Here is a 23,274-nt window from a genome sequence, read left to right as displayed (position 1 = left end):
TACCGCCTCAGAGAACAGCTAAACCTTGTGATCCAAAATACGGAATGTTGGCCGATGCGGCAACCTGCAATCTGACTAGACTGCCATCATCCTTGATATGAAATACGGATACGGTACCTTGATTCCCGTTAAGGGTGTAAAAATGGCGTCCATCTCTGCTTACCCCGGCATCTATTGGCAGGCCAGTAGGTGCTCCTAACGGCGTACTTGTAATATGCCCCATCACCGTCAGCGCCCCGTTGCCATCTATACGGTAGGTGGATATTGTGCCGCTTAAGGTATTGGTGGTAAATGCAAAACGTTCATCCCTCGTAGTCGTAACCCAACATGCTGTCTTCTGGCCGTTCAGTACAGAGCCGCTGATCACTTGAAGCAGCCCATTGTCACTCATTGAATAGGATGACAGCGCGCTAGAAGCCACCTCCGTAACTAAAAGAAGTCCTGAGGATAGGAAACGAGCGCCGAACGGTCCCATCCCATTAGAATCATTAATGATGGGTCCTGTAACCGTACCCTTTTTATTAACATGGAATACGCTGAGATGGCCTGTAGTAAGCTCGGATACAACGATTTTACTGCCGTCCGGAGTGAATAAGACCTGCGCCGGCTGAGCATTGATCGTACTTAGAGAATGGGCGGATCCCGGAATAGGAGTAAGACGTCCGTTATCTTCTATTCGAAAGCCAGCGATGTTGGATGCAAAATGATTGGCGGCATTACCCACATTTGAAACATAAAGAAGATTACCGAATACATCTAAGCTATTTGGCTGAGCCCCTTCCGATGGCTTCACATCAGCGATAACTAGTCCTCCGCTGTCGGTAATGATGAAACTGCTGATGCTATTGCTGCCCGCATTAACTGCAAATAATAAACGGCCATCGCGGGACAAAGATAGTGAGCCTTGTGACGCAAGAGGATCGATGCCATCGTTTGCTGTCGCAGGCGAGACTTCCCTGGTACCCGTACCTCTTCCATATGTCGGGTATGATCCTGCAAAGGTGAGTATGCCGTTCATATCCCGGTAAAAAGCAATGACTTCATTCATTACTTCCCTATTACTCATCATGTAGACCATGCTTGGCATTTTATGACTTTCCTCCTTCGGGCAGTTCCTTGGTCCTTCCGGTAATTCGTTTAATAATATTCATCTGCATCTATTTTGAAGCCTAAAAAATGCCCCTAAAGCGTGGCAAGCCTGAACGCGATGCGGTTTGAAAAAGGGCGGTCGAGCGTTGTATAAACGAATCAAACATTAAAGCGGAGAAATCAAAAGGCACCCGAATGGGTGCCTTCGTTGTCCGGATCATTCACTTGATCGCGATAAGCGCCGAATCAGATGGATCATCCGCTCTTTTAGGTTTTGCGTACTCAATGATAATACAGATTACAAGAATACCCAATAAAATGCCAGAAGCAATTTGTGTGCCATTTTCAAGTCCTAGTCCGCCTTTTTCGTGAGGCTTGATCAAGTAATCCCCAAACGTCGCTCCAAAAGGACGAGTCAAAATGAATGCTAACCAGAATAAAATGACTCGATTCATTTTCGTAAACCAATACGCGAATAGGACGAGTAAAATGAGGCCCCCTGTGAGCAGTGCGCCTTGCGCAATTGTAAGTCCCAACCCTTGTTCCAGGAAGCTTCCTCCACCGGCTAACTTCCCGACTCCTTCAGCCTTGTGCGATAAAAAATCTCCTGCCGCGGTTCCTAATGTGTTCGAAACCAGAATGGCAACCCAATAAAGAACTTCAACTCGTTTTGTTGCAATACTTTTTACGTTTAATGTAGGTTCAGTGATATACCAAAATAAAAAAATAATAACCAGCAAACTGACTAATAAAAGAGAACCTTTCATATACCCTAATCCTAATGAACGATCCATGTAGTCAGAAAATGCAGTGCCCGCAAGACTAGTTGACGTAATAACAACCCAATACACAGGAGGTACATATTTCTTAACAAACAATTGAATGGTTAGGAAGACAACAAAAACGCCTATAAAAAATAAAAAAGGAATCAGATAATTATCATCCGCTCCAGGAACCGTAACTAAATCGCTGCCTGTTTCTCCCAACGTTGTCGCAGCGATCTTCATAATCCAGAACAAAAGCGTTAATTGAGGAATCTTATTAATCGACGAACTTGCTAATTTGTTAGCAGTTTCCATTCTAATCTATTCTCCTTTCGCGACAGTATTCTTAAATGCTAGCAAGGAGAAATAAACTAGCTCTTAAATACATATTAAAAAACTTATTTTTTCGCATGAAAATATTCCTACGGTAATCCTGTTTTGACCAAAAGAAAACCGCCTGATCTTAAAGGCGGTAAATTGAACTATGGTACTGTATCGGTAGGACGACCCCGCTTGTGGCGATACCGGTCCATGGCGATGTATTCTTTGTGGCGTCCCTGATCATGTCCGAGTCGGATCAGTCTTGTTTGTACATCTCCTTAAGGATATTGGAGCCGATTCCCCCGATCACCATCAGAATGAGCGAACCAAAATTCCAAAAGAACTTTCCGCCGTACAACGTAATGTCGAATCCCGCTACTTTGTTCAGACCAAGTATGCCGAGTTTGATCGCCAACAGCAACAGGCCCGCTAAAAAGAGGACATCAAAAAGAAATTTAATTCTCGGATGAGCCAATTGTTTGCTTTCTTTGATCACATTTTTTGTCAACTCCTCATCGCTCCTTAGTAACTCGTCGATGGTTAAACCGAATAGATCGCTAACTTTGATAAGAATTTCAATGCTGGGGTAGTTCTGACCATTCTCCCATTTCGAAACGGATTGCCGGGTTACGAACAATTTCGCGGCCAGTTCTTCTTGCGACCAACCTTTCTTCGATCTTTCCGTTTTTAACTTCTCCCCGAAAATCATAGCAACAGCTGCCTTTCTTTCCCATGTATAAGCCCATATTGGCGTAATCGTATGCTCAAGTAAAGAACGCATTCGTTGCGGGGGGGGCCGCAACTTCAGGTTGCGTAACCAAATTTCCGCATAGTTTTCGTGCAGTTGACTACAATATCAACACCTAACGAACCGAAGAGATGCCGATTTAGCAATTATATACTGATATCGCATCCCCTTCAGAGTGAAAAAAGGCACCCGATTGGGTGCCCAGTGAGATATCTAGGGAACGGCGAACTGCGAAGATGTCAAATAGTCCAGCAGCTTCATCAGGATCGCGACAGATTCGGCGCGGGTCGCTTTCGCGAGCGGGTCGAACCGGTCGTTGCCCCTGCCTTGGACGATGCCCAGTTCCCTGGCTATTGCCACATCGTCTCTGGCCCATGCCGGTATGGCGGCTTCGTCTGCAAAAGAGGCTTTCTCGCTTGATCTTGAGCCGCTGCCTAGCGCGCGCACGATCATGACCGCCATCTCGACGCGGGTAATGTCCGCATCCGGATGGAAGCCGCCGTCGCCGTAACCGCTGACGATTCCGGCTTGCCAAGCGGCGCTGATCCCCTCGCGCGACCAATCTTTCAACTCGCCCCAATCGCTTAAGGCCGGGACGGTTCCGCCGACACCCTTTAATCCCAAGGCGCGAACGAGCATCGCCGTAAATTCCGCGCGCGTGATCGATCGATCCGGTTTGAAGGTGCGATCCGGATAGCCAAAGGCGATACCGTTCTTGGTCGCTTTTTCGATTGGCTCTTTCGCCCAATGTTGGCCGATGTCCGTAAACGCGATCGGAGGGCGTTCAGGCTGCGTTCCCGGACGATTGCCGCCGTTATCGCCATCCTTTTCCCCGTTATCGGGGTTTTGTCCCGGGCTCGGACTTGGATTAGGAACAGGTCCAGATCCAGGTCCAGGTCCGGAACCCGTTCCGGGATTTGGTGTTGGACTTGGCGTTGGATTTGGTGTTGGACCTGGCGTTGGACTTGGCGTTGGATCCGGTCCGGGACCTGGATCAGGGTTTCCGCCGTCCTCCTTTGGGGTCACCGTCACGGAAATTTCCTTCTCGATGCCGAGATACGAGATCGTTATCCTTGCGCTGCCGACGCCCACCGCAACGATTTTGCCGTCTTGCAATCCCGCTACGGACGAATCCGACGAACGCCAATCGACAAGCTTTGAAACCTCCTTCTCGCGGCTCTTATAATCGGCGTAAACCATCACGTCGGAGGCATCGCCGACTTTTAAACGATAGCTTTCGCTTTCGACCCGGATCGCGTCTCTAAAGAAATCCGCGAACCGAATTTGAAAAGCGTTCCCAAGCGCCCCTTTGGGGGTTATGACGGTATAGCTTACCGTCTCTACCGCATGGCTTGCGATGGAAAACCGAGCTTCGCCCGACTCGTCGGTCAACACGCTTTGCGGCGAAATCAGGGATTCGCCCGTTTGCCCGAGTTCGACGCGTCCGCCTTTGACGGGATTGCCAAGCTTGTCTTTTAGAACAACAAGGACATTTACCGATTCAGAGCCGTCGGCCCGCGCCTCGTCGGCCGAAACCGCGTAGCGGGATGCGCCTAAATCGATTTCGTCCGCCACGAAATCTACCGTAACGGTAAACAGCTCGGCCTCATCGCCGACTTTGGCGACAGCGGTGTACAGGTTCGTACCGATCGTAGCGCTTTTCGCCTTAAACGCTGCTTTTCCCGCGGCGTCCGTCGTTCCCGATCCGATGACGGGCCCGTCCGTTCCGCCCAGATACAAGTCGACTTGGCGCCCCGCGATCGGAAGATCGGCCGCATTTTTAAGAACCAAGGTCAGCACCGCTTCGGTGGCATCGTCGGCGACGACCATGGAAGGCAGCGCCTGAAAAGTTGACTTCGACCGATCCACCGTATTCGCCACGAACGTAATCTCCGCCTCGCCCGCCTCCACTTGATCGTCAAGATCGAGCACTTGATACGAGACGGTTTCCGCCGTCGAATTCGTGACCGTGAATTCGGCTTGTCCCTCTTCATCGGTTACGCTAACCACGTTGGGATCGATCGGCGCCCCATCCGCGCGAACGAGCTCCAAACGGTGTCCCGCAAGAGGCGTATTCAGCGAATCTCTTAAAGCAACGGTAATGACGCCTTGGGCTTCCCCGTCGAGCACGACGATTTGGGACTTCGGCTCGATTGACGTTCTGGCGGAACTTACCTTGCCAGGCAGAAAATCGACCGCGATTTCCCCCATCTCCAGATGATACGCCGTCGCCATGACTTTGTACGCGATACGGCCCACCTTGGGGCTCTTGACCGTAAAGCTCGCTTCACCGTTTTCGTCGGTCATTCGGTTTGGGGGATCGATGTCCGTGTCCCCGTTTCCTTGATCCAGACTCACTTCAAGAAACGGGTACGGCTGCCCCTTTCCATCCTGAATCCTCAACTGAATCTCCGACTCGTATCGGGCGTCTTCCGACACTTGGGATGGCGACGAACGGACGTTGGCCAGCAGCGGAACGCCGCTTACGATGACCGGGACGGAAGTCGTTTCGCCCCGATACGAGATCAAGATACTTCCGCTGCCGGGCTGACTTCCCGCCGTTACGAGGTATTGCTCCGCTTGTTTCTCTTGCTGGAATAAGCCCTGAGGCTGACCCTGATCGTCTGCCAGACCGGTGATGTTGTAAGTATGACTGTCATCAAAACTCGCATATACGGACAAAGAAACGGTACGGTTCGCCAACAGATTCAAATGCTGCGGAATCGCGTGAATCGATTGCACCTTCATCGTAGCCAGCTGCTTACGTAGAATAGGATGATCGGCATCCTCGCTTAAGATCCATTCGTTTTTGAAGTCCCAGCCCGGGTAGCCGGCGGTTTGCCGCATTTCCGCGCTTGTCAATCCTTTGTTCCCGGCAGGATCGGGTCCACCCTCGTACGGAGAGCCGATGCCTTTGGCTTGGCCCGTGCTCTCTTTATTCCATACGTTATTGACGAACGTGTCGCGATAGCCGAGCTTCGACCCTCCGGTACCGAACAATCCGCCCGATGTATCCAGATTGCCCGTCACGCGGCCGGCGGCATAGCTCGTTTTGACCGTTCCTTGCAGTGAGGAGCCTACGAGTCCGCCGATATAGTTCCCGTCCGTGTTTAGGGAAGAAGACACGTCGCTCAAAGAGTAGCTGGATTCGATCGACGCCGGACCGATATCGGGATCGGTATGCAGCTCGCCGACCAGTCCGCCGACATGATGGTTGCCCGTCACGGTCCCCGTGGAAAAGCTGCCGACGATTTTCCCGCCGTTATAGCCGACCAATCCGCCGACGACTTTGTCCGTTGACGAGACGTTGCCGCTTACCGAACAATTCTCGATCGTGCTGTTTTCCGTCGCGCCCGCAAGACCGCCCGTATACCCGCTCCCGTTCACGGAAACGTTCGTCAGAACGATATTTTTCAAGGTCGCGTCCTTAATTCGTCCGAAAAACCCGACGTACTGATCCGAAGGCTTGTTGACCTTCAAACCGGTAATCGTGTATCCATTGCCGTCAAAGCTTCCCGTGAATTCCGCCCCTCGTTTGCCGAACGGCTTCCAATTGAGCGAACTGATATCGATATTCGCGCCCAATACGTAATAACTCTTCAACATATACGCGCTTTGAACGAGCATGATGGAATACATATGATCCGCCGACTCGATCACGTATGGATTGTTCGCGGTTCCGGTTCCCTTCATTCCCGCCTTCGGTTCTATAGCCGATGGCTCTGCAGCTGCGGCAAAGGAAAAGTTACTCGCAACAAGAAAGAGTCCAAGCATGCATAGCAATATCGAGCGAAACTTGTTCATCACCACTTCTCCTTGACCTTTTTATACGACCGCCGATCTGGCTCCTATCGAATTATAGTAGGTCAATCTCCCAAAATACTCACAAACATATGAAAAATAGTGGATTTATTTGCTAGTCCCGATACGGTTCGCCGCGTCATCTGTAACAAGTGACATCAGCCGTTGATTAAAGTAGCAGAAATTCACTTCAATTCCAACCCATGTTAAGCTGAAATCAGGTGATGAACATGGAACGCGATCCGAAGAAGCAACCGCCCCCGAACGAGCCAGCCGCCTCTACTCCACCCGTCTCCAGAGGAGGGCACCGAGCAGGCGCGGGGCGCAAAGCCATCGGCGTTACCCGCAAGCTCTCTCTGACTCTGCCGGAGAAGCTCTGGACGGAGATCGACCGGCGCTGCGACAAAGGGAATTATCCCGCCTCCGAAATCATACGTTCGATTCTCGAAGACTATCTCCGAGATGTTGACGCGTTGTAGCTCCAATCGACAGATTAAGCGATCTATCCTGCTCGCGTCCCCGATTGTCGGACACGTATAAAGGAGGGCCTTCGTGATTTACCAGAGCATTCTTTTCGATTCCGCGCGCTCGAGCATGGTCCATGTACAAAAAGACCCGCCCGCGATGTTCCGCGATATTCATATGGATACGATTATCCGGGATATGGTGAGAGGAACGGAGGAATACGACCTGGAGCCCTTATTCTACAACAAGCTTGAGAATGCGGACTGCATTCGATACCGCTTGGCCATCATGCGGGAAATCGATCACGGCGGCTTGTTCGAAGCCTTTGCCGCTTTCTCCGAAAAGATGCGGAAGGTACGGGAGTACGAGACATACAGCCGAACATTCGAAGATCCGGACCAACGAATGAAGTGGCTGCTTGACGCAGCTAACCTCTATAGCCTCTCGGTCAGGGAACTCCAGCGCATCCTGACAAGCGCCGATCTGCAATCGCAAGGGCTTGCTCGTTTCTACAATTGGCTGACCGATTTTATTCATGCCCCGTACTTTGCCGCATTGAGCAAGGAAGCAACGGAGCTGCATCGGGAATTCAGCCGAATCCGATTCGACATCACCTTTGAGGACGGGACCATGACGATCTCTCCGGCCGACGGCGAGCAAGACTATTGCCAGGCCTTAAGCGCCGCGTTTCGGCAAGAGCAGACGGCAGCGAATCCATTCAGCTTCCGCCTTTTTCCTGGACTGCATCTGTCGGACATGGAGAGGAGCATGCTGAAAGCGATCAAGAAGCGCTTTCCGCTGCCATTCCGCAAGCTGGACGCCTTTTATGCCGAACATTCGCCATTTATCGAACCCTCCCTCCTCGTTTTTGAACGGGAAGTCCAATTTTATCTGGCTTGCCTGCGATATTTCCATTCTCTTCAACGCAACGGACTGAGCTACGCCTACCCGGAGATCAGCGGCAAGAGAGAACTCCGTATCCAAGGCGGGTATGATCTTTCTCTGGCCACCTCCGCACGGCATTCTGGAGCAACGGTTGTCGGCAACTCTTTCGACCTGGAAGACCATGAACGCATCTTGGTGCTGACAGGCCCGAACCAAGGGGGAAAAACGACGTTTGCCCGCTCCTTCGGTCAAATGCTGCACCTGAGCGCCATCGGCTGTCCGGTTCCGTGCAGGCAGGCCGTCCTGTTCGAATTCGACCGCATTTTCACGCATTTCCCCTCCCGGGAGCAGCCGGGCCATCGGTCAGGCAAGCTGCAGGACGAGCTTGATCGGCTGAAGCCTATATTGAACCATGCCACGGACCGCAGCGTCATTCTGTTCAACGAGCTTTTTTGTACAACGTCTACTCATGACGCTTATGCGATGGGGAGCCAAGTCTTGCTGGACCTGCTGGAGGTGGGCGCAACGTGCTTGTATGTCACGCATATTTTCGAGCTTGCCGCTTCGCATGATAAATTCGTAAGCCTAGTGGCCGCAACAGACCCGGAGGATCTCTCAAGGCGAACGTTCCGAATTCGCCGGCAGCAAGCCGACGGGCTCGTTCACGCCTCTTCTCTGGTCAGGAAATACGGCTTAACCCGACATCAACTCAAGGAAAGAATTCAACGATGAAGCCTTATTTGCTGTATGAATGCCAGGAATTTGTCCCCCGCCAGTCCTTGGACGACCTTCCTTTCATGCAAGATTTGCAAGTCGAGCCCCTGTTGGAAGCCATGTCGCAAGGGGACCGGTTTGTGCTGGATACGGCAAGCAAGCTCGTTCCTCACGTCGAGATCGAGGCCTCCGCGATTCTGTACAGACAGCAAATGGTAAAGGACTGTATCCGTTATCCGGACCTGATCGAAGACATGTATGCGATTGCGTCTAACGTGGATCTCCAAGCGGCCGATTATCGGATGCAAATGAAGCCCAGCTTCTCTCGCAACATCTCGGTCGTCGAAAAGCTGAAAACCGCAACGGCTCTGATAGCCGTCATCCTAACTGCCCTTCTGGCGCTCCGGAATTTGGGCAGATCGCGCCTTGGACACGATCGATCCGAGGGATTGATCCGCCTGTTTCGGCGGCTTGGCCAGGCCTATCCGGACACCTTGCTGTCAGACGCCGGTACCCATTGCAAGCTCCTCCAGCAAGCTGTACAGGGGCGTCGCTTGCGCATCGGAGCGTCCTTGGGAGACGGCCTGAAAGGTACGAATTACACGCTCGGACAGATGCGGGAGGCCCCCAAATTTTCTCTGATCAGGAGACCTGGAAAATCAGGCGCGCTTCACCTGGCGCATAGCCTGGCAGAGATCGAGGAAAGCGCCTTGGCGAACGTTCTGAGAATCGTCAGACGTTGGATCGACGAGACCTTAATCTTCTTCGAATTGCTTCGCTTCGAAAGCAGCTTCTATGTCGGCTGCGTTCGCTTGCATGCAACGCTTGCCGAGCGGGGCTGCGAAGTCGCTTTTCCGATCCCGCTGCATGCGAATGAGAGATGTCTTTCCTTTACGGGCCTATACGATCCCGGTCTCGTCCTATGCAACGGAAGCCGGCCGGTGTCCAACGATTGGAACGGGGAAGATACGCTCTTGCTGATGATTTCCGGTACGAATCAGGGAGGAAAAACGACCTTCTTGCGAAGCATCGGACTCGCGCAATTGATGATGCAGTGCGGATTGTTCGTGCCCGCCGCTTCCTTTCGCGCGAACTTGTGCGACTGCATTTTTACCCACTTTACCAGAGAAGAAGACGAGAACATGCGAAGCGGCAAGCTGGATGAAGAGCTGGCACGGCTGGACGGAATCGTGAACCAACTGACGGCCCGCTCCCTATTGCTCATGAATGAACCCTTCGCCTCTACGACAGAGCGGGAAGGCTCCGCCATTGCGAAGGATTTTCTCACCGTCTGCTATGAATTGCAATTAAAAGTCTGTATCGTCACCCATTTCTATGAATTGGCCGACTGGGCGTATTCGCAACAACGAAGCCAGGTGGAATTCCTCTCCCCGGAACGCAGCGAAGACGGCCTTCGCTCTTACAAGCTGTATCGCCGGAAGCCTACGCCTACCAGCTATGGAGAAGACCTGTACAAGAGCGTTAGGAGAAGGAAGTAATTCAATCGTTACTTTGTAATTACCGGGTCATAAGTGCATAGAAGCTCCGCATAAACCATATTGTACCGGGAGAATGGACTTGATGGCCATGGGAGGCAGAGTGATGGAAGAGAACAACGGATTTCCCTCAAGACCCTCAGCGCAGCCACCGCAGCATGCAGCAGGAGACGAACAGGTCAAACGGCATCCTTCTGCACCATGGGCAGGGGATTTCATGGCGGCTTATCATTCGCAGACGGTCGGCGATCAAGGTCCCGTACTCGAACAAGACAACATTTTGCATGAGACGCTGGAGACTTTTGTACATAGCAAGATTCTGGAGCGGCCCGTTCACGTCAAAGGCTACGGCGCTTTCGGATATTTTCAGACCGTGAATGCCATGTCGGCTTACACGCAGCTTTGCTTTCTCCAAACGCCCGGTCAGCAGGTCCCCGTCACGGTGAGATTTTCCCTGGCCGTGAGCAACAAAGGCACCCCGGATACCTCCCGCAACGTGCGGGGATTCTCCACCAAGTTTTATACGGAGAAAGGGGTCTTCGATCTCCTCTGCAACCACATCCCCGTGTTTCTAATCCGGGACGCCATACGTTTTCCCGAGTCCATCAAGGCCTTTTCGCCCTCGCCGGTCAACAACCTGATCGATCCCGAACGGTTCTGGAGCTTCGTGGCCAGAGCGCCCGAATCCACTCATTTTCTGGTCTGGCTCTACTCGGACGCAGGCACGGTTAAGAGCTTCCGCCACATCCCGGGTCACAGCGTCAACACCTATGTGTGGAGAAATGCGCAGGGTGCCCGCACGTATGTGAAATACCATTGGATTCCGATGGCCGGGATGCATTATATCGACCGTGACGAAGCGGCCCGGTTGAGCGGCGAGAATCCGGATATTGCAGGCAAAGATCTGTATGATACCTTAGCGGCGGGCAAGACCGTCGAGTATGGGCTGTATGTGCAGCTGATGAATCCCCGGGACGAGGCCATTCTTCCCTATGATCCGCTGGACGACACCAAGATTTGGGGGGAACAGCAATATCCTTTACTGATGGTCGGCCGGCTGGTCCTGAACCGTAACCCGGATAATTATATGGAGCAGGTGGAGAAAATCGCCTTCTCGCCCTCCAATCTATTGGAAGGCGCGGAATTGTCGGACGACAAGATGCTGCAGGGACGCGCAAATATATACTGGGATTCGCAGCGCCGGCGGATAGGTCCGGATTTCCGCAAGATTCCGGTCAACCATCAGGAGAACTGGTCGCCCGCTTCCCTGGTGACCAGCGGCAACGGCAGATACGTGGAGGGCCATCTCGTGCGGTCCGACCTCTCCAAGCCGGATAACTTTACGCAAGCCGGCCAGTATTATCACGCCCTCCCTCCTGTGCACCAAGAACATTTGGTGGATAACCTCGCTGCCGATCTCGCCGGCATCTCCCGCGAGACGCAAAGCATTGTACTGAGCTACCTGCACCACGCGTCGGTCGAACTGGGGGAGCGGGTTGCCCGGCAAATTCAAATGCAGGCGAAGGGGTAATCCTGCAGCGTAAATTGTAAAGGAAGGAGGAGGATTCTAATCATTACGATTTCTAATACCGAAATGCCCGTGGATACTGCCTCATGGTCTCCCGTTGCGATCAAGGTTTATGAGCAGAAAAAGAACAGTGCGGTTACCTACAATTATCAATCCGTTCGGCATTTGCGTTTCGAAATGGCACTGAGGGCCGCCATCGTCGCCGAGGCTGATGCTTTAAGCCACAGCGGCTTGCGGTTTGCCACCTTCAAAAATGCCCACTGCAACGAGCAATTTTGGAATTTAACAGAGATTGGCGGATTCCGGATTAGGGACGACAGCGCGCCGGCTGCGGGAATCCGGGATATTTTTAATAACGGCAGCAAATACGCCACCGAATGCGCGACCGCCACCACCATCGTGGTATACAAGGGGGTGCTCGATTCGATTCCGGAGTCCGATTTCAACCGCCTCTTCGCCGATTTGTTTCTATATGACTGGGATGTTAACGATAATCTACGGTTGACTACCAAATCGGGAACGGAGTCTTATCTCGGCGACTTACTCTATTTCAACAATCCTGATTTTTCCCCCGATACGCCGCAATGGCGCGGCGAGAATGTCATCAAGATTGGGGACGACCTCTATTATGGGCACCCTTTCGGCGTCGTGCCGGCAGCAACGATCATTGCCGGCTTGAACCGGTACCGTCGTCCCGAGAGCAACCAATCCGCGTACCTCATGGAAGACGTCACGCAGCCCGGTTATTTATACCTCTCCCAATTTGCGCCTGACGCGAGGTCGATTATTCGCGTACGCATAGGCGATCAACATTTCGTGTACTAGGACAGTCCCCGCCTGTTTGCGTGAAACTGACGATGGAGTTCCCGTACTTGCTCCGCGAGTTCGGGAACAGGGCCGTCCACGGCAGTATCCCGAATGACTTCGTGGATCGGAAGATTGCGGACGCGCGATGGAGCAACGCCCATCTCGCTCAGCCATTGCGCCAATTGTGCGGAGGAACTCGCATACACGATTCGGCCTAGCCCCACCCAACCATGGGCCGCAGCGCACATCGGGCAATGCTCGCCCGAGGTATAGACCGACGCCTTGGCTCGTTCTTCCGCTGTCATGTGCTGGGCTGCCCACCGCGCCAACGCAAACTCCGGGTGCTGGGTATGGTCGCCGCTCGCGACATGGTTGTGGTCTTCCGTCAGCACATCTCCGCTGGCGGAGACCAGGACCGAACCGAACGGCTCGTCGCCCACCTCTAGTGCAGCCCTTGCCAGTTCAACACAGCGCCGCAGATGTGTCAGATCGGTATCGTTGATCATGATCGAACCTCCCTCCTCTTCTATCTTACGTTAACATGAAGGAATCTAGATGAAAAATATATAAAAAATAGATTTCGCTTAGATTTTTCATATAGAAGCAGGCGTTTTAAACCGTATTTAACCGGAATCGTCCCTTCGTTTTAACCTTGGTCTCTTACGATAGAAGAAACACAGAGAACAAGGGAGAGAAACGGATGCGGGTATTGGAAATGTTGTTAGTCGCTTCCTGCGCTGCGGTTCTGATTGTGTTGCTTGTTCGCAAGGAATCGTACCGAAAGGCCGGTGTTGCAGCCGGCATCGCTTGCGGCGTATTGTTGGCCGCACATCTGCTTGAAGGATACAGGTGGCAGATGATTCCGGCCTACATCGTCGCGGGGCTGCTTGTCGCCGTGGCCGTATCGGGACGCAGAAAGCTATGGAAACCGCTGCATTACTCGATGTTGGCCATCTTCACTGTTTTGTTGGGCGGCTCGGTTGCCTTGTCGTTGCTGCTGCCGGTCTTTCATTTACCGAAACCCACAGGCGATCTTAGAGTAGGGACGGAGACGTTCCATTTTATCGACACTGGCCGGGAAGAGACGTTCACGGAGCAGAAAGACGACAAGCGGGAGCTTATGGTTCAGGTATGGTACCCTGCTATGAAGTCAGGCGGCAGCACCGGGAAAAGCGCGGTGTTCCCTCGGGAGAAAAAGCTGTTCCAAACCTATATGCAAGCTTATTCCGACAATCTGGGCGTTCCCGCGTTTGCGCTTGACTACTGGAAATACAGTCGGGCTAACGCTTACGCCAATGCAGATCTGCTGCCGGCTGACAATCCGTACCCGGTAGTGCTGCTATCGCACGGCATGGGGGTCGGCAGAATCTTGCACACCTCGCAGGCCGAAAATCTTGCCAGTCACGGTTATATCGTGTTTGCTATCGATCATACTTACAGCACGATCGCGACCGCTTTTCCCGACGGCCGGGTAACCGGCCTTCGTACTGAGCAGCCCCAAGATCAGTTTTTCGAGGCTAGCCGCGCCATATTGCAAGTGTGGAACAAGGATGTCGCCTTTGTCGTCGATCAATTGGACAGCTTGAACACGGACGCCATCGCCAGCAAGTTCAAAGGGATGTTGGATATGAACAACATCGGCATGATGGGTCATTCCTTTGGAGGGGCGGAGGCTTTCGAGGCCGCATATACAAACCCGCGAATCAAAGCCGGCGTGGATATGGACGGGACGATATTCGAAACGACGGGCCGGGACGACATGAAGAAACCGTTTATGTTCATGGAATCGGAAGAGTTTACGCAGGTGAACCAACAACAGGTGAAGTATCGCAAGACCCCGATCACCGACGAAGAGCTGAAGTCGCTCCGGTTGACGAGGGAACAATTCGATACGATCCTGGCGAACCGGGAACAGGAGTCGAAACTGATCGACCGCGTAACGCAGCAAGGCGGCGGAAAAGCGGTCTATGTCGAAGGAGCCAAGCATTTCAACTTTACCGATCTTCAGTTGTACTCGCCGCTCATCCAAAAAACCGGCATGACGGGTAGCATAAATGGAGCGAGGGGAGCAGCGCTCGTCAACCGCTATGTACTGGAGTTCTTCAACCAACATTTGCGCGGAATCGAGAGCAAGCTTCTGACTGGTCCCAATAAGGATTATCCGGAAGTGCAGTATCCGAAGTCCGTGTTTCAGGGAGCGTAGACAGACAGCTGCTAAGCAAGCTTCCATCATTAGCGGGATTCTGCCCACTGACATCTTCGCCGTCAGCGAAACGCTCTGTCTCACTAATAGCGAAGTCCATTTAAAATGCAAATGACCGCTTGGGATTGCCCCAAGCGGTCAAATTTGGTTCGCGCAGGCAAACCATGATGCCGAAATCTTTCGCGTTCTTTTACCCTAATTCATGACCGGTAACGATAATGTACGCGACCAGGAACACATTTAGAGCAAGAATGACTCCTGTTGACAGCCATGCCAACGTTTTGACCCATAACCGGTTTGCGAATTCCCCCATTTTTCTTTTGTCGCTGGTGAATAGGACGAGGGGAATGACGGCAAAAGGCAGCTGCAGGCTGAGCACCACTTGACTCCATAACAACAAACTGCCTGTTCCCTTTGACCCGGCTAACCATGTGACAACAAGCGCAGGTATTACGGCAAGCAATCGGGTAAGAAGTCGACGAAGCCAAGGGGATACTCTTAAATGTACGAATCCTTCCATCACAATTTGTCCCGTTAACGTTCCGGTGATGGTCGAGTTCTGCCCGGAGGCAAGCAACGCTACCGCAAATAAAGTACTTGCAATTCCGACGCCTAGAGTGGGGCTCAACATTTCGTACGCTCCTTCGATTTCGGACACGTCTAACCCGGTCCCGTGAAAGGCAGCTGCCCCCAATATCAAAATGGCGGAGTTGATCAAGAAGGCGAAGAATAAGGATATATTCGAATCGATAATCGAATATTTGACGGCTTCTTTACGCCCCTTCGGATTGCGTTCGTATTGCCGGGTCTGCACGATGGACGAGTGCAAATAGAGGTTGTGCGGCATAACGGTTGCCCCCAGAATGCCCAAAGAAATAAAGAGCATTTCCGGATTCGTCACAATCTCGAATTTGGGAACATAACCGCCTAATAGAGCCGATACTTCCGGCTTGGATATGATCAATTCAAAGGCAAAGACGCCAAAGATGGTAAGCAACAACACGATAATAATGGATTCGATAATTCGGAATCCTTTTTTCTGCAAAAGCAACAACAGCAATACATCGAATGTAGTGATTGCGATACCCCATAGCAAGGGTATGCCGAACAATAAATTAAGGGCAATCGCAGACCCGATCACTTCGGCCAAATCGGTCGCTACAATCGCAAGTTCGGTCAAAACCCACAGAAATGCAGACGTTTTTCGGCCAACCGCGTCTCGGGTTGCCTGTGCCAAGTCCCTTCCTGTCACGACTCCGAGTTTGGCTGCCAATGCTTGAAGCAGCATGGCAATCAAATTCGAAATCAAAATGACGGACAAAAGAGTGTAGCCAAAACGCGCTCCTCCCGCTATCGATGTGGCCCAGTTGCCCGGATCCACATAACCGACGGCTACCAGAGACCCCGGTCCCGCGAACGCCAAAAACTTCCTCCAAAACCCTGACTTGGATGGGACTTTAACGGAGTTGTTTACTTCCTCCAAACTAACGTTTGAGCTCCTGCGCAGCCATCCTTGATTGTCATTCGCACGCTGAACGCCTAAACTCATGGTTTTTTCCTCTTTTCTTGAATCATTGATCGATTTCCCAGCTTTCCAAACGCATTTTTACCGATGCCTATATTTTTGCACTAGGTAAACATTTTTGTCAACAACTAAAAATTATGGTACAGGCTAAAAATTCAATCAAAACGCCCATCTTGCTACTCGCGATTGCGGGTGCAGGGATGGGGCGTTTTGCGTTTCGGGTTATGCATTACGGGTTATGCGAGTTGCTCATCTTTCTGTCTTGTCCAATCCGGAGACAATGGTTTTTCATACGCTGATTGGAGATCAAAGGATAGGGGGTGAGACATTGGCATCATTGAAACTGACGCAGAGCCGTTCCCAATTGCGCATACGCAGACTGGTCGTGTTCCGATTCCCGAGAATTGTACCCGGCCAGTCCGTTACAACGAACGCCTTCACGGCGATCGGCGCCGTGACGACCGGAGAAGTAATCGTCAGCCAGAGCCCGGCGGCCGGCTCTATCGCGACTCCCCGAGTCCGATATCAGATCGTGAACGCGGTGACCGGACGACCCGTCACCAACAGCATCACGCTCGTCGGAACCCGCACGGCCGTGCTCCGGTTCGTCGTCCCGGCCGGCACGTTCCGGCTGCGGATCACGAACGTCGGCACCGGCGCGGTTGCCGTTAATGGCGTCATCATCGTCTTCTAAGCCTAAAAGGACCGCCCGGCGCCATAAGCGGCGCTAGACGGTCCTTGTTCATGTCGTGACACAAGCGATTTCGTTTTATGATGGTTGTCGCGGCGCGACTTAGTCGCTGGGACGTCTTAAAAGACGCTTCTCAAAAGCAGCGGCCGCGGCACTGGGCCCACCCGCTAACGCGAATCCTTCGGATATTCTGCGGGCACCTTCGACGCACGCCATCGCCTCGCGAACCTTGGTACGTAGGCGATCCGGGCTGAGTCGGCTGGCGGGCAGCCGCGTGCCTGCTCCGGCTACCTCAACGCGACGCGCTACCTCCAGTTGATCGCGTCCGAAAGGAACTGCGCACACAGGTACGCCGTGTACCAGCGCCTTCTGGGTGGCCCCCATTCCGCCATGGGTAATTGCACATACTGCGCGGTCAAGAATGAGTCCATGCGGGAGAAATGGAAATAAGCTGACATTGGCTGGTGTTCGGAAAGCGGCTGAATCTTGTGCGGGGAGCGTAGCGATGATGTGGACATTCTCATTCGAAAGAGCGTCCAGCGCTGCCTCGATGAGGCGACCGTCATTCTGGAACTCTGAGGAGGTTGTGACAAGCACGATTGGACGTTCGATCTTAGCTAACCATTCGGGCGGTTCGGCAGGAGGGTCCCAAGCGCAGGGGCCGACCATGACGATGTTTGACGGCCAATCCGAGCGTGGGTACTCGAACGGTTCGGCTGTGAGGTAGAGTAAAAGCGGAGGGCGGCCAAACATATCGTCGGCGCTGCTTACCGGGTCGAGCTTAAAACTCAAGCGTACTTCGTTGAGCGGCGGCAGCATAGTGCGCTCGAAAGTACCTACAAACAGCGGCTTCAGAGCGCGATCGCGCATCCTCCCTAAAAGTCCGCGCGCAGGTGGAAGCCCGGGACCAAAAGGCGGCGCATCGCGTGAGGTCAATGCGAGCGGATAGGGGCAGAATGTCGCCCACGGACCGCCCCAAGCCTCCGCAGCCGCGACAGCGCCCCAGCAGTTCACGTCGACGATTACTGCGTCGGGGCGCGTGCTCTCGATCGCTTGCTGCAGATCGGGGCCGTCATATTCTGCACGCGCGCTAAACATGCTTACGGCGCGTTGCAGCCCTCCCCGCGCTGTGCGCGCTTTATAATCATCGTGAGGCATTGCTTCGATCCGGTTATCGATTGGAGCAGCGTCGAAGCCACGTGATCGTGCAAGTTCCAACTGCGAGGCCAGCGTGCGAAGTATGATGTCGTGACCTCGTGCGCAAAGCTCATCCAGAATCGAAGTCAGCGGATACAAGTGTCCACGAGCGGGTGAGGTATAGGCAAGAATACGAGCCATCTAATTACCTCCTGTTAGGGGATGAAGTAGCTCACCCAGAGCGAGCTCCGTTTGTTCTCGGCTCAAACCGTAATCGCGACTCAGAAGTTTCCATGTGTAGATATCCGTCACAGCTATCAACTGAGCGAGGCGTCTCTCCCTCTCGATCTCATCTCGTCCGGTGAGCGCCGGGGTGAAGACTCGCTCGCACCATTGCCGGTGATAATCACGGCCACGGTCAATAATCTCGCGCAGTGCAGGCATCCGATGCTCCTCAGCCAACATGCGAAGTACCCCCTCACCTACCTCCTCGTAGTGATCGAGCAATATACGTATTGCCCCTGCCGTGTCACCCGCCGCCGCTTGGTCGCGATCACTGGTTATTCGTCTCGATTCGCGCTCGGAGGCAGCAGTGAAAAGTCCTTCTTTGCTTCCGTAGTGCCGTATCACCGTCTGCACCGTAACCCCGGAGCGGCGCGCGACATCCTCAAGAGAGATGTTATGGACCGGTTGCTCGTAAAAAACCTCAACCGCAGCATCAAGTATACGTTCACCTGTCAATGCCGCAGACCTTGCCCTGGCCTGCATTCGGTAGGGCCGCGTGAGTTGCTCGGGCTGTTGCTTGTCATCTTCCATTTCGGATTGCCGCACATCCTCTATCTATTTCATGTTAATAACATTAACTCCAAATTATTTATTCGTCAACTGAACCTTCGCCCTTTCTTGTGGAGCGGTTCTCCGCGCTGTCTGTAACGGCAAGTTTTAGGGCCGTCCTTTGTGGGACGGCCCTTCGATTCGCGAAGCGCGTTCTGCCGCAGCACGGTTCTCCATATCGTCATATGCCGGCCGGCGGGCGGTTACAGGCCCGCCTCGCCTTGCCTGATCTTGATGATCCATTCGGCGCTCGGAGAGCGGAGGGAGAGCTCCATCCGGATCCGGTACAACCGATCGCCCCACACTGCCCGCAGCTTCGAATCGCGTATGTCTATCCGCTCCGCCGAAGCGGAGAACAGCTTCGCGTCGTATTCCAGCCGCAGCGCCCGCCCTTCCTTGCCGGGCAGCCGAACGACGCCGTCCGTCGACAGGTCCGGCGGCCCACACGTCATCCAGTTCAGCACGACGGACTCCGGCGTCCCGGAGAACAGGCATCGTTCCGTCAGCTCGACGAACGCGTTCGGCCCGCGATGCAGCGCGACCGTTCTTCGCCACTGCCGCAGACCCGCCTCCGGCGGATACGCTCCCGCCAGGTCCAGCGACATCCGCGCTCCGTTCTCGTCGGCTTCGTAGATCACCTCGCGAGCGCGAAACGCCTTACCCGCCGTCTGGTCATACCCGTTGACGGCCGGAAGATTGTGATAGCCGGACTGCATCGTCCAGATATCGTAGCGGCCGGGGCCGAACGTCCGAGCGGAATAATTCTCGACGCCTACATCGATGAGGAAGGGCTCCCCGTCCGCATAGACGACAAACTGTCCAATGTCGTTATGATTGTGGCTCTCGCCGTTATGGCCGCCCTTGACGGCCAAGTACAAGCCCATGCGATCGGAGCGCTCCCGGGCTGTCATGACCTGAATCCGGTCCAGCCAGCCGTCCAGCTCGTATGCCGGTTCCGGCTCCGATTCCCGCTCCGCCATCCCTCGGTCCCGCTCCAGCTCTGCGGCCAGCCCGATGCCGGCGAGCTCGCGGAACAGGAAGAAGATGTGGCCGCCGTCATAGACCGAAGCTGCCTCGCGCATCCCGCTCAACCCCAGCGCCGTCATGGACGGGTCGCCGATGCGGCGGCCGTATCGATAGATGAGCGCGTAATCGAGCCGGGGTTCCGCCGAGCCGTCCGCGAAGTTGACGTAATACGCACCGTGGATCGATACCTTCGCGATATATTGGCCTAACTGGCGGATCAACGGCCGGTCGTACAAATCGACGGCCCCGTCGGTCGCCATGTACAGCAGCTCCAGACAGTCGAACAGGCTTCCCGCCGCGACATTCCAATAGGTCGGCCCCTCGTCGCAGCCTCCGTCGGGGTATTGCACGGCCAGATAGCGATCCAGGCTGCTCATGATGCGATTCGTCAGCCGAACTCTGCGCCCCTCGTCTTCCTCCAGGAGAAGGACGGCGGCCAGCACATTCGAATGGCACCAGGGATTCCAGTTGTTCGGCTCGTGCCCGGCGAAGCCCATCCACCAGAAGTCGCTTCTCGTCTCGTAGGGGACGAGAATCCGTCTCCCGACCTCCTGCCGGATGCGCCGGCAGACGAGCGGACTGATGCGGTCCAGACGATCTTGCAGGAGATAGGCGGTCCAGGCGAGAAGCGCGCCGGTATCGGCCGCGAACAGGTCGACGACGGGTTCTTCCGGGTCCGCAAGCCCCAGCCCTTCGCCGCCCCGGGACAGGCTCATATGCGCCGGCAGGCACCAGGAGGTCTCCTCGCACAGAACGAAGACGCCGTTCGCGATGTCGTCGAGGAATCGGCCCTTGCCTTCGAGACATTCGCATACGACCAGACAGCCTAGAGCCGCCCGGCGCAGCTGGTACAGGGAATCGTAATGGCGGCTGCCGGTCCGCGCGTAAGCCAGAAAGTCGGATGCCAGCAGCGAGGGCCAACGATACCCGAGGAAGGCTTCCCCTTCCCGCAGCCAGGACGTCCGGAGCCGGTCCGGGATCGCCTCCCATGCCGGGCGGTCATCCGCCGTCGGAAAGGGTCGGAACCGCCGCACGGGCAGAAGCACGGACAGCAGCTCCTCCGGCGAATAGCGTTCGGTCAGCAAGTCACAGCCCCCTTATTGTAGAACAAGCTGCGGAGCATGGCTCGCCGCCTCCCGGCTGTTGAACGCCACCTGATTCTGCGACGTCGCGGCGCCCTCGTTCACAAGCTCGAACGATACGATCGAATCCGCCACCGTCAGTTGGCTGTTCATATAGGACGTCACATCGAATTCGTACCAGACGCCCGTCGAGCCGTTGACGCTGACGCTGGTCACGAACGTGTCGGCGGCCGGCGCGTTGGACCACTTCAGCCCCGATTCGGTCCAGCTCTTGTTCGAGTTGCCGTACAGCTTGATTGTCCTCGCTCCGTCCGTGCCCGCCGCGTTGGCGTACACCCGCAGCTTCGCCGACGTCGCGGACGTTCCGCCGAAGGAAGCGAGATCGAACTTGAGATACGACTTGCGGTTGTAATCCGTCCCGTCCTTCTTCACCTGCAGCGTCGGATCGGTGCCGTAATTGACATCGGCATAGGCGCCGTCCCGCACGTAGGCGTCCGCCGTCGGCGCCAGCGTCGCCGTTCCGGCCGGCGGAGTCGTCGCGGCCTGGACGAGCTTGATCACGTCGAAGTACAGCTGGTAGCCGGTGCTGGATGCGTTCTTGCCCGTGACCGTATACCGGAACTGATGGTTGCCGGCCGTCGCGAACGTCACCGTGCCCATGTCGGTCTTCTTGTAGCCGAGGCCGTTCTGCGGATGCGCGGGCGCCGCTTCGAACAGGGAGACCTGGCCGCCCTGATTCGTCCCGTCGACGGCGAGCTGGAAGTCGCCTGCCGCCGGTCCGGTGGCGTTGTAGCTGTATAGACGGTAGGTACCCGCCGTCGGCACGTTGATGTTCAGCAGCACGTAATCGCCGACCGCCGCCGAAGTCATGCGCATGCCGAGTCCGTAGTTCTCCGAATGCGGGACCGTGTAGTCCGAATAGAAGTTGATGCCGGCCGTATGCGTTTGGTAGGGCCATTGATAGGAGACGATGTAGGTCGTCGGCTTCGGCTCGAGCGTTCCCGTAAAGGCCCAATCCCAGCCGTAATTGCCGTCCGGAACCGATTCCGTCGGATAGACCGGGTCGATGACCGTTCTCGTCGTCGTCGCGCCGGTAACGGTCAACGGCGCCGAACGCCTCCGGGTCAGCTCCAGGTAGATGGCGTTGCCGCCGATGATATAAGGACTGAACGTGTCCATATCCAGCGCCGAAGCGTAGTAGAACCAGGTCAAGTCCGAATTCGTGTACAGAGGCGACCAGTCCTGAAGCTCCAGACTTGTAGCCGATGCGACGGTGTTGTTGTAGACCATCAAGTATTTGCCGATGACCGAGCTGTAGAAGACGTACCCGTTCGAGCCGTTCGCCAGGTCCGAAGCGTGGCCGCCTCTCGCCGGCTCGTTCCAGCTACCTTGGTAGAAACTCTTCCAAGCCGTCGGATCGTTCAGTTGGCTGATGGGGCAGCGCGCGACCCTCTCGCTCTTGAACATGCCCTGGGAGAAGGCGGAGGATCGCAAATCGGCCCAAGCGTGTGCATAGAAAATATAGGCGTAGCCCCCCGCCTCGTCGACGTAGAAGTTCTGGTCGCCGGCGCCGAAATCGTAATAGTTGCCGGTATAGTCGACGTAGCCGTGAATATCCGAGTTATCGCTCGTGACGACGTCGCCTACTTTGGTAACGGTTGCAAGATTGTCGGTCGATTTGTACAGCTTGATTTTCCGATAATGATGCGCGGCATCGCTGCCCAGGAAGTAGTCGTATTCGACGTGGGCGGTCATGTAGAACGTACTGTTCGCGCTATTGTAATACAAGCCGACGACCCAGTCGGCCGCGTCCATCCCCGTCACCGTATTTTCCGTCGCGGTCGCAAGCCCGGCATAGGTCGTCGCCTTCCTCATCTTGAACGCGTTGCCCCGGCCCCAGACCGCGTACAGATCTCCGTTCGCCGTTGCGAATCCGGGCCTGGCGTCGCCGCCGCCCCAATTCATTGTCGTCAGCGTGCCCAGCGTTGTCTTGTAAGGCGTGTTTGCCGTGGCGGCAAGCGCGGAGCCCGTCCCCATAGGGACGAGCGTCACGATCAAGGCCAGCGCCACCAGCAGCGACATCAGCTTATAAGCTCTGCCTGCCATATCGATAACCTCCGGAATCGAATTGGTATGGCTTCTTGCTTCCTATTAATGC

General features: G+C 54.6%; 17 protein-coding genes. 7 read left to right on the top strand and 10 right to left on the bottom strand.

From position 1 onward, the window contains the following. Nucleotides 1–7: 7 nt before the first annotated feature. The 4 genes from H7C19_RS14410 to H7C19_RS14395 all read right to left on the bottom strand — a co-directional run bounded on the left by H7C19_RS14410 (nucleotide 8) and on the right by H7C19_RS14395 (nucleotide 6,615). Nucleotides 8–1,087 (bottom strand): lactonase family protein, encoded by a 1,080-nt coding sequence (locus tag H7C19_RS14410; protein WP_185143360.1) that lies wholly within the window; start codon nucleotides 1,085–1,087, stop codon nucleotides 8–10. A gap of 223 nt (nucleotides 1,088–1,310) precedes the next feature. Beyond that, nucleotides 1,311–2,168 (bottom strand): COG4705 family protein, encoded by an 858-nt coding sequence (locus H7C19_RS14405; RefSeq protein ID WP_185143359.1) that lies wholly within the window; start codon nucleotides 2,166–2,168, stop codon nucleotides 1,311–1,313. Between the two features lie 262 nt (nucleotides 2,169–2,430). Continuing rightward, nucleotides 2,431–2,883, bottom strand: a complete 453-nt coding sequence (locus H7C19_RS14400; protein ID WP_185143358.1) for a helix-turn-helix domain-containing protein — start codon at nucleotides 2,881–2,883, stop codon at nucleotides 2,431–2,433. Between the two features lie 252 nt (nucleotides 2,884–3,135). After that, entirely contained in the window at nucleotides 3,136–6,615 is a 3,480-nt protein-coding gene (locus H7C19_RS14395) for an Ig-like domain-containing protein (protein ID WP_185143357.1), read from the bottom strand. Nucleotides 6,616–6,947: 332 nt separating this feature from the next. Between H7C19_RS14395 and H7C19_RS34290 the strand changes: the two genes are divergently transcribed. The 5 genes from H7C19_RS34290 to tgl all read left to right on the top strand — a co-directional run bounded on the left by H7C19_RS34290 (nucleotide 6,948) and on the right by tgl (nucleotide 12,636). Continuing rightward, nucleotides 6,948–7,202, top strand: a complete 255-nt coding sequence (locus tag H7C19_RS34290) for a ribbon-helix-helix domain-containing protein (protein ID WP_221469245.1) — start codon at nucleotides 6,948–6,950, stop codon at nucleotides 7,200–7,202. Between the two features lie 274 nt (nucleotides 7,203–7,476). Further along, complete coding sequence (locus tag H7C19_RS14390; protein WP_246469523.1) at nucleotides 7,477–8,805, top strand: MutS-related protein; 1,329 nt, start codon at nucleotides 7,477–7,479, stop codon at nucleotides 8,803–8,805. Beyond that, a complete protein-coding gene (locus H7C19_RS14385; protein WP_185143355.1) occupies nucleotides 8,802–10,286 on the top strand; it encodes a MutS-related protein in 1,485 nt (494 codons plus the stop codon). Before H7C19_RS14390 ends, H7C19_RS14385 begins: the two co-directional genes overlap by 4 nt. 214 nt (nucleotides 10,287–10,500) lie before the next feature. Next, on the top strand, nucleotides 10,501–11,814 hold the full coding sequence (locus tag H7C19_RS14380) for a catalase (protein ID WP_246469522.1): 1,314 nt from the start codon (nucleotides 10,501–10,503) through the stop codon (nucleotides 11,812–11,814). Nucleotides 11,815–11,847: 33 nt separating this feature from the next. Beyond that, on the top strand, nucleotides 11,848–12,636 hold the full coding sequence (gene tgl / locus H7C19_RS14375; RefSeq protein WP_376775368.1) for a spore coat transglutaminase TGL: 789 nt from the start codon (nucleotides 11,848–11,850) through the stop codon (nucleotides 12,634–12,636). Here the strand turns inward: tgl and H7C19_RS14370 are convergent. Then, nucleotides 12,633–13,124: a nucleoside deaminase gene (locus H7C19_RS14370; protein ID WP_185143352.1), complete on the bottom strand. Its 492-nt coding sequence runs from the start codon at nucleotides 13,122–13,124 to the stop codon at nucleotides 12,633–12,635. The genes tgl and H7C19_RS14370 overlap by 4 nt on opposite strands. A gap of 194 nt (nucleotides 13,125–13,318) precedes the next feature. Here H7C19_RS14370 and H7C19_RS14365 point away from each other — a divergent pair, with 194 nt between their 5' ends. Further along, nucleotides 13,319–14,821, top strand: a complete 1,503-nt coding sequence (locus H7C19_RS14365; RefSeq protein ID WP_185143351.1) for an alpha/beta hydrolase family protein — start codon at nucleotides 13,319–13,321, stop codon at nucleotides 14,819–14,821. 190 nt (nucleotides 14,822–15,011) lie between these two features. Here the strand turns inward: H7C19_RS14365 and H7C19_RS14360 are convergent, their stop codons facing one another. Beyond that, nucleotides 15,012–16,370, bottom strand: a complete 1,359-nt coding sequence (locus H7C19_RS14360; RefSeq protein ID WP_185143350.1) for an Nramp family divalent metal transporter — start codon at nucleotides 16,368–16,370, stop codon at nucleotides 15,012–15,014. 304 nt (nucleotides 16,371–16,674) lie between these two features. Here H7C19_RS14360 and H7C19_RS14355 point away from each other — a divergent pair, with 304 nt between their 5' ends. Beyond that, nucleotides 16,675–17,040 carry a hypothetical protein gene (locus tag H7C19_RS14355; RefSeq protein WP_185143349.1) on the top strand — a complete coding sequence of 122 codons (366 nt, stop codon included), beginning with the start codon at nucleotides 16,675–16,677 and terminating at the stop codon, nucleotides 17,038–17,040. A 99-nt stretch (nucleotides 17,041–17,139) separates the two neighbouring features. Here the strand turns inward: H7C19_RS14355 and H7C19_RS14350 are convergent, their stop codons facing one another. From H7C19_RS14350 to H7C19_RS14335, 4 genes are all read right to left on the bottom strand, one after another. After that, nucleotides 17,140–18,375: a glycosyltransferase gene (locus H7C19_RS14350; RefSeq protein ID WP_185143348.1), complete on the bottom strand. Its 1,236-nt coding sequence runs from the start codon at nucleotides 18,373–18,375 to the stop codon at nucleotides 17,140–17,142. Next, entirely contained in the window at nucleotides 18,376–18,990 is a 615-nt protein-coding gene (locus H7C19_RS14345) for a TetR/AcrR family transcriptional regulator (protein WP_185143347.1), read from the bottom strand. It abuts the gene before it with no gap. Between the two features lie 221 nt (nucleotides 18,991–19,211). Further along, complete coding sequence (locus tag H7C19_RS14340; RefSeq protein WP_185143346.1) at nucleotides 19,212–21,119, bottom strand: heparinase II/III domain-containing protein; 1,908 nt, start codon at nucleotides 21,117–21,119, stop codon at nucleotides 19,212–19,214. Between the two features lie 12 nt (nucleotides 21,120–21,131). Next, the gene (locus tag H7C19_RS14335; protein WP_185143345.1) at nucleotides 21,132–23,222 is read right to left on the bottom strand and encodes a CBM96 family carbohydrate-binding protein; all 2,091 of its coding nucleotides are present in this window, start codon (nucleotides 23,220–23,222) and stop codon (nucleotides 21,132–21,134) included. Nucleotides 23,223–23,274: the final 52 nt, after the last annotated feature.

The organism is Cohnella nanjingensis (assembly GCF_014212125.1).
In the GTDB taxonomy this organism is placed as follows: Bacteria; Bacillota; Bacilli; order Paenibacillales; family Paenibacillaceae; genus Cohnella; species Cohnella nanjingensis.
The sequence above is the reverse complement of the archived record's forward strand: the minus strand, read 5'-3'. Positions and strand labels throughout refer to the sequence as shown.